Genomic DNA, 16,010 nt, shown 5'->3' on the forward strand with positions numbered 1-16,010 from the left:
GCGTTCAACCGGCGAGCACTGAAGGAGCGGGAACCGGGAAGAACACGCGCGGATCCTGCAGCAGCGCGGGGTAATCGAACGCGGACCGGTCGATCACCTCGGTGACAGCGAAATTGCGGCCGAAACGGCCGTCTTCGAGCGTGATGGGGCGGCCCATCACCTGCCCCACGGCGAACCTGCGGCCGTCCTCGAATGACACGGCAACCGTGGTCTTGCCGGGCAGCGTGGCGAAGGCTTCCTCCTGCGCCTGGCGTTTCCGGGTGGGCTTCTTGACGAGCTTGGGAGGCAGTTTGCGCGGCTGCTTGGACGGGCGGCGCGAACCGTCATCAATGTAAACGGGTGAGTAACCGTCCGCGGCAACCGCTGCGGCGGCGTTCCCGCGGCGTACCGGAGGCAGCGCCACGGTGGTGAGCTGCTCCGGATCAACCTCGGGGTGCGGGTCGCGGAGGATCCAGAGGAAGTCGTCTTCCGGTTCGGCCGGGTAGAACTCGTGCTTGGGCTCGGGCCAGATGTAGTCGAGATCCAGGTCGGCGTCCGGGAACACGGCCTTGTAGAACTTCGGTTCCTTGTGCACCAGCTTCGCGCGGTGACTGAGATGGAAGTCGGCGTTACCGAGCCATTCCGGCATGGGAATCTTAGCGGCGTAGTCCGGGTGGGCGGCCTGGGGGGCGAACTCGGCGATGTTGGCCCGCGTGTTGTCCGGGTGGCCGCGGGCGATCCACTCGTCCACCATGGTCAATCCGTAAAGGGTCAGTGCCGGCACATGGCCCATCCACATGCGCACGGCGGGGTGGGTTTGCCAGCCGTATTCGGGGATCACCAGGGCCCGGAGGGTCTGCAGCGCCTCGACACGCTGTTTGCCAAGCCTGGCGGTGTCCAGTGCTGCGGCGCTCTGCCGGAAATCGGGATACGGAAGGAAGGTTTGCATTACTTCAGTCTGACGGCACGCGGCGGATGTGCCAATTGCAGTGCCCGCCGCCACATGGACGGAACTGCCGGCACCGCCGCAGTGTTCACATAGTGGACCGATGCATACACCGGTTGCCATTACCCACTAAGATCACCGAAACGCCCCACCGTCTCGGAAGCCCACCATGACAATTTCACCTGAAACGACCGCTGGCCCATCGTCGCACTTCAAGCCCAAGTTCGGGCAAATGTTGAGCCCGGAGGCCAAGGGCATCCTGGTCCTTGATGAATTTACGCTGGACCCTGCAGAAGCACGGAAGGAGCAGCACGGCTTCCGTGCCGTGATGGCATCCGTGGCTCTGACCCTCCGCAGGATCGTTGCGCTGCGGGTTGTGATTGCGCTGGTGGCCATCGGCAACCTGCCCCTGTTCCTGCTGACGAGCGGCATGTGGATCTACGCGGTATCGCTCACCCTGGTGGTCGCCGTCCATTTGGCCGTTTCCTGGCTCAACAAGCACGAACCCAAAGTTCGCCAGCGCCAGCTGCTGGAACTTCACCTGCACCGCGAGAAAAGCGCCAACTACCGCAAAGTCCGCGACGCCGTGAAGTACATCATCGACACGCCCAGCCGCATGAACGAGCACCTGTACCTCGAACTGCTGGCTGCCAAGCGCGTGGCACTGAATGTCGCCCACGGCACGGTGGCGCTGCTGGACACCAGCGACGCCAGCGCCTGGAAAGTACGGATTGTGCGGGAAATCCCGGGGGCCTAACTGCCAAGCACCTGACCGTCAGGCAACAGCGAAGAACTAAACAGCGAACGACGCCGGAGCTCCCCTGGGTGGGGACCTCCGGCGTCGTTCGTTTCCTGCCTTGCCGTTTTGCCGGGGAGGGAAGGGATCCCGGTAAAGGCTGCTGGCTAGGCGGGGAGTTGGATGACCTGCCCGGCGAACACAAGGTTCGGGTCCGCGATGGTGGCAAGGTTGGCGTCCGCCAGCTTCTCCCAGCCGCCCTGGATGCCGAGTTTCTGGGCAACGGTGCTGAGGGTGTCGCCCGCTTCCAGGGTGTAGGTCTCGCCGCTCAGTGCCGGAGCGGCGGCATGCTGCGGAGCCGCCGCCGGTGCCTGGGCTGCCGGAACCCGGGTCACGGGTGCCTGGGTAACGGGCACGCTCTGAACCGGCGAGCTCTGCGGTGCGGCCGCCGGCGCGCCGCCGCCGCCGCTCAAGCCAAGCTTGGCCGCGCAGGCAGGCCATGCTCCCCAGCCCTGTGAGGCCTGGACCTGTTCAGCCACGGCGATCTGCTGCTCGCGGCTGGCATTCGCCGCGGAACCGGTGCCGCCATGGGCCGCCCAGGTGCTTTGGCTGAATTGCAGGCCGCCCGAGTAGCCGTTGCCGGTGTTGGTGGCCCAGTTGCCTCCGCTTTCGCACTGAGCCAGCGCGTCCCAGGTGGAGGTTGGGGCGGCCGCGTTGGCCCCTGTGGCGGAGAGTGCTATTCCGGCCGCCGAGATGGCGACGACGGTGGCTCCGCGGCGCGCGGCAGTACGGATTGTGGTGTTTTTCATGGTGATGCTCCTGAAGGCCACCAGCGCTCGGTCCGTCCCCGGAGGTTATCGCGCCACTGCCCGCCTCTGACAAATAGAGGTCACTTTTCGGTGTCTGCCGGCCGGGCAGTTCTGGTGGAGGCAGCACCGGGCATTCGTTCGGCCCGCTTGGCGGGCCTGTATTTCACGCTAAAACATCCGGCGCCTGTTATCAAACCGAGATGCTCCGGGATCAGCTGACGGACTCCTGGCGGAGGGCTGCGGCCAGGTACGGCGCGGTGCGGCCGTGGGCGGAACGGGCGACGGCGGCGGCGGTTCCGGCCGCGACGATCTGTCCGCCGGCATCCCCGCCCGACGGGCCCAGGTCGATGACCCAGTCCGCGCCCGCCACCACGTCCATGTCGTGTTCGACCACCACCACGGTGTTACCGCTGTCCACCAGGCCATGGAGCTGTGCCATCAGGAGCTGGACGTCGGCGGGATGCAGCCCCGTGGTCGGCTCGTCCAAAAGGTAGAGCGTGTGACCGCGGCGGGCGCGCTGGAGTTCGGTGGCGAGCTTGATGCGCTGTGCTTCGCCGCCGGACAGTTCGGTGGCAGGCTGGCCCAGCCGCAGGTAGCCCAGGCCCACGTCGCGCAGGCTCTTCAGGCTCCGGGCCGCGGCAGGAATGTCCGCCAGGAAATCCGCTGCGGCGTCAACGGTCAGGCGCAGGACCTCGGCCACGTTCTTGCCCCGGTACGTCACCTCAAGGGTCTCCGGGTTGTAGCGTGAACCGTTGCACTCAGGGCAGGGGCCGTAGCTGCCCGGGAGGAAGAGCAGTTCCACCGCCACAAAGCCCTCACCCTGGCAGGTCTCGCACCGCCCGCCGGCGACGTTGAAGGAGAACCGCCCCGCACCGAATCCGAGCGCCCGGGCCTGATCCGTGGCGGCGAATTCCTTGCGCACAGCGTCAAACAGCCCCGTATAGGTGGCCAGGTTGGAGCGCGGAGTGCGGCCAATCGGCTTCTGATCCACCTTCACCAGGCGGTCGAAGCGGTCCGTCCCGCTGACCGTCCCCACAGTCAGCGGAGCGGACGAATCCGTCCCGTCCTCTTGAGCGCCGTCCGGAAAGGCCCCGCCCGGCTGGGCCGACGCGGCCGGGAGGGTCCCCACGCCGGAGCCCACAACGCTTGCGAGGACACGGCTCACCAGGGTCGACTTGCCCGAACCGGACACCCCGGTAACTGCCGTGAGGACACCCACCGGGAAACTGGCGTCAAGGTTCTTGAGGTTGTGCTGGCTGATGCCGCTCAGTTCCAGCCAGCCGTCGGGCTGGCGGGCACCCTTAGAGGCAACACCAGCCCCGGTGGAGCCGGCTCCGCCGGAGCCGCCGTCGAACAGGAACGGTCGGGTAACCGACTCAGCCACATCAGCGAGCCCGGCAACCGGGCCGCTGTAGAGCACCTCGCCGCCGCCCTCACCGGCGCGCGGCCCGACGTCCACCAGCCAGTCGGCCCGGCGCACCACATCCATGTTGTGTTCCACCACGAAGACGGAGTTGCCCGACTCCTTGAGCTGGTCCAGGACGGCCAGGAGCGGCTCGGCGTCGGCCGGGTGAAGGCCCGCGGAAGGTTCGTCCAGGACGTAGATCACGCCGAACAGCCCGGACCTGAGCTGGGTGGCGATCCTCAGCCGCTGCATTTCGCCGGGCGAGAGGGTGGGGGTGGGGCGCCCCAGTGAAAGGTATCCGAGGCCCAGGTCCAGCAGCACCGTGATGCGCTGCAGAAGATCGGCGGTGATGGCGACGGCCACCTCGTTCTCCTCCCCGGAGGACTGCCGGCGCGAGGCGGTGCCGGCGTCCTTGAGGCCTGCCGTGGGGCGGATGATCTCGGCAAGTTCCGCCATGGGGGTGCCGTTGAGTTCGGCGATGGTGCGGCCTGCGAAGGACACTTCGAGCGCCTCTGGCCGGAGCCCTGTTCCTCCGCAGCGCGGGCAGGGCCCGGATTCCATGAAAGCCAGGACGCGCTCGCGCATGGCGGCACTCTGGGAGTCCGCCAGGGTGTGCAGGACGTAGCTCCTGGCGCTCCAGAAACGGCCCTTGTACGGTTTGGCCACGCGGTCCCGCTCGGGCGTGACTTCGACGACCGGCTGATCCTCCGTGAACAGGATCCAGTCGCGGTCCTTCTTGGGCAGCTTCCGCCAGGGGAGGTCCACGTCATAGCCAAGGTGGCTGAGGATGTCCCGCAGGTTCTTGCCCTGCCAGGCCCCGGGCCACGCGGCGATGGCACCCTCCCGGATGGTGAGGCCGGTATCCGGCACCAGGGACTTCTCGCTGACCGTGTGTGCCACCCCCAGCCCGTGGCATTCCTGGCAGGCGCCTGCAGCTGTGTTCGGGGAGAAAGCGTCCGAATCCAGCTGGGCGGCTCCGGACGGATAGGTGCCCGCCCTGGAAAACAGCATGCGGAGCGAGTTGGACAGGGTGGTCACCGTGCCCACGGTGGAGCGGCTGCTCGGGGCGCCGCGGCGCTGTTGAAGAGCGACGGCGGGAGGCAGCCCGGAGATCATCTCCACTTTGGGGTTGTGGCCCTGTTGGATGAGGCGGCGCGCGTAGGGGGCCACGGATTCGAAGTACCGGCGTTGGGCTTCGGCGTAGATGGTCCCGAATGCCAGCGATGACTTTCCGGAGCCGGAGACCCCGGTGAATGCCACGATGGAATCGCGGGGCACATCCACATCGACGTTCCGCAGGTTGTTTTCCCGCGCCCCCCGGACCCGGACAAAGCCGTCGGAGAGGTGGCCGGGAGGGGGAAGGGTGAGATCGTCAGCCTGCTGAGTGTTCCGCATTGATTCGACTCTAGCGGGGAAGCCGCCGCCGGGCGATATCCTGAGCCGATGGACAATTACCCGGACACTGCCGCCGCTCCGTTGCCGGAAACCGATCTAACCGAGGCTGAAGTGGCGCCGCAGCTTCTGCCGCTTGCTGAACTGCACCTGCACATCGAGGGCACGCTGCAGCCCGAGCTGATCTTTGAACTGGCCGAGCGCAACGGTCTCGCGCTTCCATACTCGGGCCTTGAGGAGTTGCGGGCCCTGTATGAATTCAGCGACCTGCAGTCGTTCCTGAACCTGTACTACGCCAACATGGCGGTGCTGCAGACTGAACAGGACTTCGCGGATATGACGCGCGCCTACCTGGCCCGGGCCGCCGCTGCCGGGGTCCGGCATGCCGAGATCATGATGGACCCGCAGGCCCATATTTCCCGGGGTGTCAGCCTCGAAACCTGCGTGAACGGCGTGGCCTCGGCGCTGGCCACATCGGTGGAGGACTTCGGTATTTCCACTTTGCTGATCGCTGCGTTCCTCCGCGACCTGTCCGAGGAATCGGCGCTGGAGGTCCTGGACGGCCTGCTGGCCATGAAGGCACCGATTGCGGCCATCGGCCTGGACTCGGCCGAAGTGGGCAACCCGCCGGCCAAGTTTGAGCGGCTGTTTGCCAAGGCACGCGAAGCGGGCCTGCGGCTCACCGCGCACGCGGGCGAGGAGGGGCCGCCGTCGTACATCATCGAAGCGCTGGACGTCCTGGGCGTGGAGCGGATCGACCACGGAATCCGCTGCATGGAGGACCCGGACCTGGTGGAACGACTCGTGGACGAGCGGATTCCGCTGACGGTCTGCCCGTTGTCCAACGTCCGGCTCCGGACCGTGGACACCCTGGCCGACCATCCGTTGCCGGCCATGCTTGCCGCGGGGCTGAACGTTTCGGTTAATTCGGACGATCCGGCCTATTTCGGTGGCTACGTGGATGACAATTTCGCCCAGCTGCAGGCAGTGTTTGAGCTGTCGGACTTTGACCGGTCCCGGCTCGCCGCCAACTCCATCCACTCCTCGTTTGCTTCCGAGGAGCGGAAAGCTGAGCTTCTGGACGAGCTGAACGGCGGCTAGCTCAGGCCCTGTGCGGTCGCTAAACTGGAACGCGTGCGTGTCTGGGAAGTGACCGGCGGTTCCCCGAAAAGCGCAACAGGGTTGAGAAAACAGCCCACCAGCCGAGACTCTTGCCTCAGTTCCGCTGTAATCGACGTCATAGTCGGTCACGACACGCAGAGTTCACCATTTCAAGTCGTGCGATTTAATACCGTCTTGGCAAGATGCCTAAAGACAGATCGCTTCACTAAGGGGAATCATGGCCACGTCCACCGCAGAAAACACCTACCTTCGACTCAAGACCGTGCTGGATGTCCTGACAGAGGGCACGTGGACCGGCGAGGCACGCAACGCCGGTGAAGTCCTGGCGGAAGCCACGGCGCGCGTACCGTTCACCGATCACGAGGCGGTGCTGCTCAGCGGCGGCATACCCCGGGGCCACAAGACCCTCACCTCCGCCACCGCCAAGCTGGTCAAAGCCGGCTGGCTGGTCAAGGGCCGGTCCGGCTGGACCATCACCGAGGACGGCATGCGCGCCACCGTTGCCTTCCCCGACGCCGACGCCTTCGCCACAGCGCTCGACGCCGGCACTCCCGTCCCGGCCGGCACCCCGCTCCCTGCCGCCCCCGCCGTCCGGAAGGCACCCGCCGCCAAGGTTGCGGCCGCCAGCAAGACCTCCGGGACGAAGGCAGTGGCTGCCGAGGCGACCGCCAAAAAGGCTCCCGCCAGAAAGGCTCCGGGCAAGAAGGCGGCCGAGGCCGTGGGCAAGGCCGCGAAACTGATCGAGGAAGCCGTGGAGCCGGTGGTCAAGGCCGTCCGCTCACGCAAGGCGCCGGCCGCAAAATCCACGAGCCCGGAGGTTGTGGCGGAGCCGCTGGAAGGCCCGGACGAGGAAACGTTCCCCCAGCCCGAAGCGGTGGCCGTGGCCGGCGACTTCAACACGCTGCTGGGGGCCCCGGAGAACTGGGCGCCGCAGTACGACGAGTCCCAGATGGACTTCGATTTCGGCTCGCAGCTGTGGATTAAGAGCACCGAACTGCCCGCCGGCTACTACACCTTCAAGATCGCGCTGAACCGGTCCTGGACCGAAAACTATGGTGCGTTCGGCACGTTCGATGGGCCCAACCACGAGCTGCAGCACGACGGCGGCACTGTCACCATCCGCTACGACCACCGCACGCGGGACATCACCATCAACAGCTGAGCGGTCACCAGCCGTCCAGCATTATCCGGGCGGCGTATTCTCTGGACAAAAGGTCCCGAGTGAAGCAGTGTGGGAACCGGCCGTACTGGCTGGTTCCCACACTGTTTCCCAGCACAAGGAGATGCAAAAGTGACCCTTCCCTCAGGCCTGACACCAGGCGTTTGGACCCTGGACATGTCCCACAGCGAAATCGGCTTCACGGTCCGCCACGCAGGCATCAGCAAGGTCCGCGGCCGCTTTACGGACGCCTCGGCGGAAGCCCGCGTCGGCGACTCCCTGGCCGAATCTTCACTCCACGCCACCGTCAAGACCGCCAGCTTCGAATCCGGCGACGCCAACCGCGACGGACATGTCAAAGGACCGGACTTCTTCGATGTGGAGCAGTACCCGGACATGACGTTCCGTGCCACCTCGGTGGAGGGCGACGGCGAGGATTACACGCTCACCGGCGATCTCACCATCCGCGGCGTCACCAAGCCCGTGGAGTTGGAAGTCGAGTTCTCCGGGGTTGCCGTTGACCCCTTCGGTGCCACCCGCGCGGGTTTCTCTGCTGAAACCGAGATCAGCCGCAAGGAATTCGGCCTGACCTGGAACGCGGCGCTGGAAGCCGGGGGCCTGCTGGTCGGCGACAAAGTCAAGATCAACGTCGAAGCCGCGCTGGTCAAGCAGGCCTGAGTGCCATGACCACGGGAAGCCCCTCCCGGGGCGACATCCGGCTCTCTGCCCGCGTCTTCGGCGTGGTGCAGGGGGTCGGATTCCGTTTCTGGACCAGGGGCAAGGCCGATGAGCTTGCGTTAAGGGGCGTGGTGAAAAACCTCGACGACGGTTCCGTGTCGGTGGTGGCTGAAGGCCCCAGGGAGCGGGTGCAGCAGCTCCTGGATTGGCTCAGGTCGGAGAATGCGCCCGGGCGGGTCGAACGGGTGGAAGAGACCATCTCGGATGCGGACGGATCGTTCCGGGACTTCAGGGCCCGGTGACTCGTTCCTTCGGGCCGGCCGGGTAGGCGTGGCGGCGGCCGGCCAGGATCAGCACAAACGAGATGATGGCCGGAAGGGCTGCTGCGACGGGGATCAGGCCGGGGCCGGCCACGGTCAGGGCGGCGGCGCCGAACATTGCTCCGATGGTGATGCCCATCTGGATGGTCAGAACCGTCAGGCCGTTGGCAGCATCCCGGTATTCACCGCCTGCCCGGAGGATGGCGGACTGGTTGTAGATACCCATGGCGCCGATTCCGGTGCCCCACACAAACATCAGAAGCATGGCTGCCGGCAGAGCGAGATCGTCGCCGGCCAGGCCACCGAGCGCAATGCCGGGCAGGGCGGTTCCCACCAGGTGCAGCAGCAGTAGCGAGACCACCACCCCGCCGACGGTGATCAGGTGCCAGCGCCGCGGCTTGGAATCCACGGTGACGCCGGCAATCCAAATGCCCACCAGCCCGGCTACCCCCAGGACGCTGATGGAGAGCGGGATGCTGAAATCGGGGAGCCGGACCTCGCGAAGAAACGGGGCAATATAGGTGAACAGGGCGAAGTGTGCCATCAGCATCAGCGGCCAGCCGACGGCCACAGTCTTGACGCCGGGCTGGCCGATTGCTTTCCGCAGCGACGGACGCGGCGCATCCGGGATCCGCCGCACCGGGGGGAGTAGCCATACGGCGAGGAGGGCCAGCAGCACGCCGGACGCCGCCAGCACCAGGAAGGCGGACCGCCAGCCCAGAAGGTTGCCCAAGGCAGTCCCCACCGGGGCGCCGATGGCCAGGCCGAGGCTGTTGCCGCTGAACACGATGGCCAGGGCTTTGCCCACCTTGTGGGCGGGGACGATCCTGGCCACAAATGGAGCCATCGCGGACCACAGCAGGCCGTGGGCGATGCCGCCCACCACCCGCGAACCCATGGCCGCGCCGAAGTCCGGGACCAGCGCCACCAGGGCGTTGCTTGCGGCGAAGGTCAGGATCAGGGCGACGAGCAGGAAATGCCGGGGTACCCGCGCCAGAGCCATGGACAGCGGGATGACGGTCACCACGATGATGGCTGCGTAGCCCGCCGTCAGATAACCGGCCGTTGCCTCCGAGACCTTGAAATCCGCGCTGATCTGGGGCAACAAACCTGACGGCAGGAGTTCAGTGGTGATCGCCGTGAAGCCGATGGCAGCGAGAACGATCAGGGCGCCGACAGGCATCTTGTGGGTCTGGGAGGTCACCCACTGAACTTACCCTGTTGCTGGCTACCCACGCGGCTGGCCTCCGGAGCCGTGCTGGTTCCCCGGCCGCCGGCTGGCCGGAAGCCGGCGGCCCGGGCTGAGTCCGATGAAGGCGCCGAGCTCTTCCAGGACGCCCGGTTTGGACGGCATGTAGTTGGTGAGCTCGGGCGAGCGGACTATCACCGCGCGCCACTGCCCACGCGAAACTGCCACGTTGATCCGGTTCCGGTTCAGGAGGAATTCGGCGCCTCGCGGAGCTTCAGCCACCGCGGAACATGCCATGGACACCACAACAACCGGCGCCTCCTGGCCCTGGAACTTGTCCACCGTGCCCACCCGGACGCCGGCCAGGCCCGCGTGCTCCAGTTCCTGCCGGATCAGCTGGACCTGGGCGTTGTACGCGGCCACCACCAGGATGTCCTCGGCGGCCAGCGGCCGGGCAGCCTGGTCGCCGCCGGGCAGCCACTTCAGCCCGATATGCCGCTGCGCCTGCCGGACCACCTCGGCCGCCTCCTCCGGGGAGGATGTGGTGTTCCCGCTGTGCGCCACAAACAGGGTTTCGACGCCGGCGGCCAGTTCGGCCAGGCTCCGCAGTGAAGCAGCCGGTGCCGCTTCGAGTTTGCCGTCGTAGCTGAGAACCGATACGGCACGGCACAGCTCGGGGTGCATGCGCCAGCTGTCAGCCAGGAAGTAGCCCAGGTTTTCCGGCAGGGTGGCGTGGCCGGCGGCGAGCCAGCCCAGGGCCGATTCGTCCACCGGCTCAGGATGCGAGCCCTGGGTGACCTGCGGCAGCTGCTGGGGATCGCCGAGCAGCAGGAGGCGTTTGGCCGCGCGCGCCACGGCCAGGGTGTTGGCCAGCGAGAACTGCCCCGCCTCGTCGATCACCAGCAGGTCCAGCGAACCTGCGGGGACCGACTTGCCCGTCATGGTCCAGGCGGTGCCGCCCACCAGCGCGCCGCCGGGGGATGCCAGGAGGGCCGCGACGTCGTCGTCCTTTTTCTGCTTCCACGGCACGGTCTGGGCACCCACCACCTTCTTGGCAACCCGGGAAGGGTCAACCCCGGCGGTTTCGATGGCCGTGCGGAGCATGTTTTCCACCACCGCATGGGACTGCCCGACCACGCCGATCTTCCACCCCAGGGCCACCAGCCTGGCAATGACATGGGAGCCCACGTACGTTTTGCCCGTACCGGGAGGTCCTTGCACGGCAAGGTAGGAATGATCGAGGTCCAGCAGCGAGGTGGTGATGGCGCCAACGTAATCCGGTGCGACGGCGCTGTCAGCTTCGGCGCCGTCGGTATCCCGGATGCCGGTGCCCACCGGGGCCGGCCCGGAGAGTGACCGGAAACGCGGCGGGCGTTTGCGGAGGATGTCGACGCCGGGATGCCGGGGGAGGGAGGGAACAAGGGCACCCACCTCCTCGGCAAGTTCCGCTAGGGCGGCTTCGATGCTGGGGGTGCGGACCGGTTGGTCCTCGGTGAGGGCCACCGGGATGTGCGGGTAGGCCGGGACTTTTCCGGTTTCCTTTTCCTCGATGGTGATGATGCTGTGGCCGGGGATCCGGGGGTGGTCTTCCACAGCCGTCACCAGGGTGCCGAAGGTGAAACCCCTGCCGGCGTTTCCGGACGAATCCGCCAGGCCGTCGGGGAGCGGGGCGTCATAAAGCCGGCACCAGGTGCTGCCCGGCTTGAAGTCGGAGCCCTCGCTCATGGTTCCCGCCAGCCTGAGGGTGCGTGTGCGCATCCGGACAGTGGGTTTGGCCAGCGCCCAGTCGGCCGCGACCTCCGCGGTGTCCACGACGAACACATTGCGGTGATCGGACCACTGGTCGATCTCCGCGTCGGTGCGGTCGAAGTGTTCCCACCAGAACTGCTTGCGTTCGCGCCGGTGGTACCCGGTGGCAGCAGCCACCATCGCGATGGCACGTTCGTCATGCGTCCAGGGCCTGGTATCGGGGAGGCCGGCCAGATACTCCTTGAGCCTGAGCTCCCCGGGTGTGGGCTCGGCTTCAGGACCGCCGGGTACGTCAGGCCGGAGCGATGCCGGCACGCCGTCGGGCCTGTGGGCTGTTCGCTGACCCGCGCCCCCGGCCGGGCCCGGAGCGGGAACACGGGAACGGTCCCGCAGCCCCAGCAGCCAGTCCCGCAGACGGAGGGTGGAGAGGCAGTCGTACTCGTTGTAGTCGGAAATCGAGGCGAGAATTGCGGCAGCCCCGGCGGCATCACCGCCGTCCCGGGCCGCGCAGTAGGCCGCGTACGCCACCACGGAGGCGCCGGCGTCCTTCACGTCCCCGGAGCGAAGGTTGTCACCCATGTACAGCGGCTCGAGTTTCTTAATGGAGTAAGACGGCTCGGAGATCCTGAGCGAATGCCTGGCCGTGGCGTAGAGATCCACCAGCACCCCCTCGCGAAGCCAGTTGTCCACGATGTCTTCGCCCGCCAGGTGGCGCACGGACAGGTTCCGCAGGGCGGATTTTTCGTACGCGGCGTAGTGGTAGACGTGGAGGTCCGGAAAGCGTGCGCGGCGTTCCTCCACATAGGCGAGGAAATCCAGGAACGCCTGCCGTTCGCCGGACCGGGAATGCGCCCAGAAAGGCCTGAACACGGGCAGGGCAGCGGAGTCCGTCGCGCCGGCGGACCCGGCAGCGGGATTGCCGTCAGGCGCCTCCACCACGCCGAAGAGGTACTCCAGGCCCCATTGGCCGGTGGCGGGGTCCTGCCACAACGGATCGCCCTCGAAGTCGAAGAAGATATCGCCTGGGCTGGGTGCCGGAATATCGGCCAAAGCATGTTCGGGGAGGACCTTGAAGGCGACCGTATGGTCCTCCCCGTCCTTGCTGAAGGTCCGGGAACCGTCCGGAACGTCCCGGCCCAGCTGCATCCGCGCCTGGTCGCGGAGCCTGGCCACCGGGCCGGAGGCCTTCCCCGGCGGTAGATCGGCCAGCGCTTCGATGGTGGTGACGCCCTCGGCCATGAGTTTCTTGCGGCGGACAGTGGACATGCCACCCACCATGAGGAGATCGCGGTGGATTTGGACCTGCTCGGCGCAGTAGTTGCACCGGCCGCAGTAGGTGATGCCGGCTTGCTGCCACGTCACCGCCGTATCCTGCTCCCGGTGAGCGGCGGTCAGGTCACGGAAGCGGTCGCGGCGCTCGCGGAAGACGGGCAGCAGGTCGGGCAGGGAGTGGTGGCTGCGGACGTAATCGCCGTCCACCACCGCGCCCAGGACCAGGGTGACCCGGGGCGAAGGTTCCAGGCCCATGCCGAGGAGTTGGTCCCCGTAGGCTGCCAGCTGCAGCAACGCTCCCACCTTGGCGTGCCGGGCAAGCTTGGTATCCCACACCTCGTAGCGGCCGGGACTGCCGGTGCCGGCCGCTTCATTGACGATGAAGTCCGCGTAGCCCAGGAACTCGCCGTCGAAGAAGGTCGCCTGGAAGACGACGTCAGCGCCGGCCCGGAGTGCCAGTTCGGTTTCGGCTTGTTTCGCCAGAAGGTCCCCGCGCGTGTTGTTCCCGCGGTCAATGGAGTACACACCGGAGCCGCGTCCGGCATCCCAAACGCCGTACTGCCTGATGAGGCCGGCGAGGACCTTTTCCTCGTGCCTGTCGCCGAGCGTCCCGGCACGGCGCTGCATCTCGTCGTCGGGAAATTCAGCTTTGGGGGAGCGGCCCAGCTTCTCATCGAGGATCCGCAGTGTGCGGTACTCACACTCGCTGGCGGCCACCAGGTCGCTGGCAGAGAAGATCAGGTCCGGAGTTCCCGTTTGACTGGCAGGATCGAGCAGAAACACAGGGCCTCCCCATTGATTTCCCTGGCCGGAGGAAAGCTCCAACGGCCACAATTTGAATCTAGCAACAGGGACTGACAACGTCTGCTGACTTAGGAGTTTGCTGCACGCACCTGCGCTTTGTCGTGTTCGGCGTGTGCGCTGCGGAGGAGGTCCATGAACTCGGTTTCGTTGCGGACCAACCGCTTATATTTCTCCGGCAGCTTGCGGATCTGGTCCTCCTCGCGGACCATCTTCGCGAAGATCCGGTCCCGCTCCACGATGTCCGTTTCGTAGTTCAGGTCAAGGTACTCAAGGGCGTGCCGCCTGGCGCCGGACACCGCGTTCTTGGCTTTGCCTTTGGGGCTGAAGATGGAAGCCAGGATGGTGACCACCAGGACTCCCAGGATCACCAACAGCGAAACGCCGGTGCTGACCTCCACCACGGGGACGGGGTCGCCGTCGTTGATGAACGGCAGGTTGTTCTCGTGCAGGGCGTGCAGGATGAGTTTCACACCGATGAAACCCAGGATTGCGGCCAGGCCGTAGGCAAGGAAGATCAGGCGGTCCAGGAGGCCGTCAATCAGGAAGAACAGCTGGCGCAGGCCCATGAGGGAGAACGCCGTGGCAGTGAAAACGATGAAGACGTTCTGGGTCAGCCCGAAGATCGCCGGAATGGAGTCCAAGGCAAAGAGCAGGTCCGTGCCGCCAATCGCCACCATCACCAGGAGCATCGGAGTCAGGACGCGCTTGCCGTTTTCCATGGTGAACAGCTTGTCGCCGTCGTAGTGCTGCGACGCCGGGAGTAACCGTTTGGCGAGCGGGACCACCAGGCCTTCGCTGTCGTCGTCGTGGTCGTCGGGCTTGAGCAGGTTGCCGGCAGTGATCAGGAGGATGAGCCCGAAGATATAGAACACCCAGGCGAAGCTGTTGATCAGGGCGGCACCCAGGAAAATGAAGGCGGTACGGGCAATCAGGGAGAAGACGATGCCGAACAGGAGCACTTTTTGCTGGTCTGCCCGGGGAACCTTGAAGCTGGCCATGATGATCAGGAAGACAAAGAGGTTGTCCACGGACAGCGCCTTCTCCGTGACGTACCCGGCGAAGTACTCGGTGCCCATGCCGGTGCCGCCAAACATCAGCACGCCCAGGCCAAAGAGGAGGGCGATGCCCACATAGATGGAGGACCACGTGGCCGATTCCTTCAGCGAAGGGGTATGGGCCTTCCGTACATGGAAGAAGTAATCGAAGGCCAGCAGGCCCACGATTCCCGCGATGGTCAGGGTCCAGACAAGGGGAGAAACTGTCACGGTGAGGGCCTTTCGTACATAACGGCGTTCGTCCGGCAGATAGATGCGCCGCAGACCCGAGCGCGACTCTTTCGCATGCCAGCCTACCGGAGCGCCCCTCGGGAAGATTGACGCCCCAGACCCTAGATAATCGATTATTTATCCTTTAGTATTTTTTCAAGCATATTTTGTTAGAAATTTCAGACAGGCGACTTTGCGCCAAGAAGAGGAGACAACGATGTCTTGGGGATTGATCAGTGCGATGGGCCACGTGAGTATCCAGACCACACAGCTCAAGGAATCCGTTTTCGACGCCACGCAGCTCCTGGGCCTCCGGGAGACGGAGCGGACCTCTGACGCCGTCTATCTGGCTGCCGCCAACGTTCACCATGAGCTCGTCTACGTCGAGTCGGATGTCAACGGGATTGACGGTTTCGGGCTGGTTGCTGCCAACGGCGATGCGCTCCGGGAGATCCGCCGCCGGGTGGACGCGGAAAACTTCCAGATCCTCAGCGAGAAGCCGAGGGGCGCGGGGATCGAGGATGGATTCTCCTTCATCGGTCCGGAGGGCTTCGTTTTTGAGATCTATGTCGGGATGCAGGAGAACCAGGCTGCGGTTCAGTCCTTCGGCCCCGACCGCTATGGCCACTTCAACTTCCACCCCCGGGATGTTGGCGGAATGATGAGGTTCCTCCACAGGGTGCTGGACTTCCGCCTTTCCGACGTTATTGGTGATGACTTCGCCTACTTCATGCGCTGCAATCCCGACCACCATGGAATCGCATTGGTCCGCGGTGAAGGCACGTTGCACCACCATGCCTGGCAGACCCAGAGTATTGCCGACCTCGGCAAGCTCGGCGACAGGCTAAACAAGGTGGGCCGCGAACTGATCTGGGGCCCGGTCCGTCACGGCGCAGGACACAATATCGCGGCCTATTTCGTGGAAACCTCAGGTGCCGTCGTCGAGCTTTACACCGATCTGGAGCAGATCTACGACGACTCCCGCCCTCCTGTGGTGTGGGGCGAGGACGAGAACTGGTACAACATGTGGAGTTCCTACCGTCCCCTCGACTTCAGGACATTTGGCCTGGCCCCTGTCGACCGTAAAGCCCTCAGCGGTCTTCACCGCTAATAAAACAACTTCCAGTGGATTATGCGCGATCGATTGGCCATCTGCGGGGCGAGGGTTCATTCTTGAACCTGTGG

12 protein-coding genes are annotated in these 16,010 nt (G+C 65.7%); 6 read left to right on the forward strand and 6 right to left on the reverse strand.

Features of this window, described 5'->3' with window-relative positions; genetic code table 11:
* Positions 1-4: 4 nt before the first annotated feature.
* The gene (locus SBP01_RS04360) at positions 5-928 is read right to left on the reverse strand and encodes an MSMEG_6728 family protein (protein ID WP_320537597.1); all 924 of its coding nucleotides are present in this window, start codon (positions 926-928) and stop codon (positions 5-7) included.
* A 166-nt stretch (positions 929-1,094) separates the two neighbouring features.
* Between SBP01_RS04360 and SBP01_RS04365 the strand changes: the two genes are divergently transcribed.
* Positions 1,095-1,682 carry a hypothetical protein gene (locus SBP01_RS04365; protein WP_320537598.1) on the forward strand — a complete coding sequence of 196 codons (588 nt, stop codon included), beginning with the start codon at positions 1,095-1,097 and terminating at the stop codon, positions 1,680-1,682.
* Between the two features lie 146 nt (positions 1,683-1,828).
* Here SBP01_RS04365 and SBP01_RS04370 read toward each other — a convergent pair whose 3' ends face one another.
* Together SBP01_RS04370 and SBP01_RS04375 are read right to left on the reverse strand one after the other, a co-directional pair.
* The gene (locus SBP01_RS04370) at positions 1,829-2,470 is read right to left on the reverse strand and encodes a transglycosylase family protein (protein ID WP_320537599.1); all 642 of its coding nucleotides are present in this window, start codon (positions 2,468-2,470) and stop codon (positions 1,829-1,831) included.
* A gap of 211 nt (positions 2,471-2,681) precedes the next feature.
* Positions 2,682-5,270, reverse strand: coding sequence for an excinuclease ABC subunit UvrA (locus SBP01_RS04375; RefSeq protein ID WP_320537600.1), 2,589 nt, complete (start codon positions 5,268-5,270; stop codon positions 2,682-2,684).
* A gap of 48 nt (positions 5,271-5,318) precedes the next feature.
* Here SBP01_RS04375 and SBP01_RS04380 point away from each other — a divergent pair, with 48 nt between their 5' ends.
* From SBP01_RS04380 to SBP01_RS04395, 4 genes are all read left to right on the forward strand, one after another.
* Positions 5,319-6,368, forward strand: a complete 1,050-nt coding sequence (locus SBP01_RS04380; protein WP_275214486.1) for an adenosine deaminase — start codon at positions 5,319-5,321, stop codon at positions 6,366-6,368.
* 238 nt (positions 6,369-6,606) lie between these two features.
* Positions 6,607-7,551, forward strand: a complete 945-nt coding sequence (locus SBP01_RS04385; RefSeq protein ID WP_320537601.1) for a glycosidase — start codon at positions 6,607-6,609, stop codon at positions 7,549-7,551.
* 129 nt (positions 7,552-7,680) lie between these two features.
* Positions 7,681-8,226, forward strand: a complete 546-nt coding sequence (locus SBP01_RS04390) for a YceI family protein (RefSeq protein WP_275214484.1) — start codon at positions 7,681-7,683, stop codon at positions 8,224-8,226.
* 5 nt (positions 8,227-8,231) lie between these two features.
* Positions 8,232-8,528, forward strand: coding sequence for an acylphosphatase (locus SBP01_RS04395; RefSeq protein ID WP_275214483.1), 297 nt, complete (start codon positions 8,232-8,234; stop codon positions 8,526-8,528).
* Here SBP01_RS04395 and SBP01_RS04400 read toward each other — a convergent pair.
* From SBP01_RS04400 to SBP01_RS04410, 3 genes are all read right to left on the reverse strand, one after another.
* Positions 8,515-9,729 (reverse strand): MFS transporter, encoded by a 1,215-nt coding sequence (locus SBP01_RS04400; RefSeq protein ID WP_275214616.1) that lies wholly within the window; start codon positions 9,727-9,729, stop codon positions 8,515-8,517. The two genes, SBP01_RS04395 and SBP01_RS04400, sit on opposite strands and share 14 nt — an antisense overlap.
* A gap of 45 nt (positions 9,730-9,774) precedes the next feature.
* A complete protein-coding gene (locus tag SBP01_RS04405) occupies positions 9,775-13,539 on the reverse strand; it encodes a TM0106 family RecB-like putative nuclease (RefSeq protein WP_320537602.1) in 3,765 nt (1,254 codons plus the stop codon).
* A gap of 89 nt (positions 13,540-13,628) precedes the next feature.
* The gene (locus SBP01_RS04410) at positions 13,629-14,825 is read right to left on the reverse strand and encodes a TerC family protein (RefSeq protein WP_320537603.1); all 1,197 of its coding nucleotides are present in this window, start codon (positions 14,823-14,825) and stop codon (positions 13,629-13,631) included.
* 217 nt (positions 14,826-15,042) lie between these two features.
* On the opposite strand from SBP01_RS04410, the gene SBP01_RS04415 reads away from it, so the two are divergent.
* Positions 15,043-15,936 (forward strand): VOC family protein, encoded by an 894-nt coding sequence (locus SBP01_RS04415; protein WP_275214481.1) that lies wholly within the window; start codon positions 15,043-15,045, stop codon positions 15,934-15,936.
* Positions 15,937-16,010 lie beyond the last annotated feature (74 nt).

This window comes from Pseudarthrobacter sp. IC2-21 (assembly GCF_034048115.1).
In the GTDB taxonomy this organism is placed as follows: domain Bacteria; phylum Actinomycetota; class Actinomycetes; order Actinomycetales; family Micrococcaceae; genus Arthrobacter; species Arthrobacter naphthalenicus.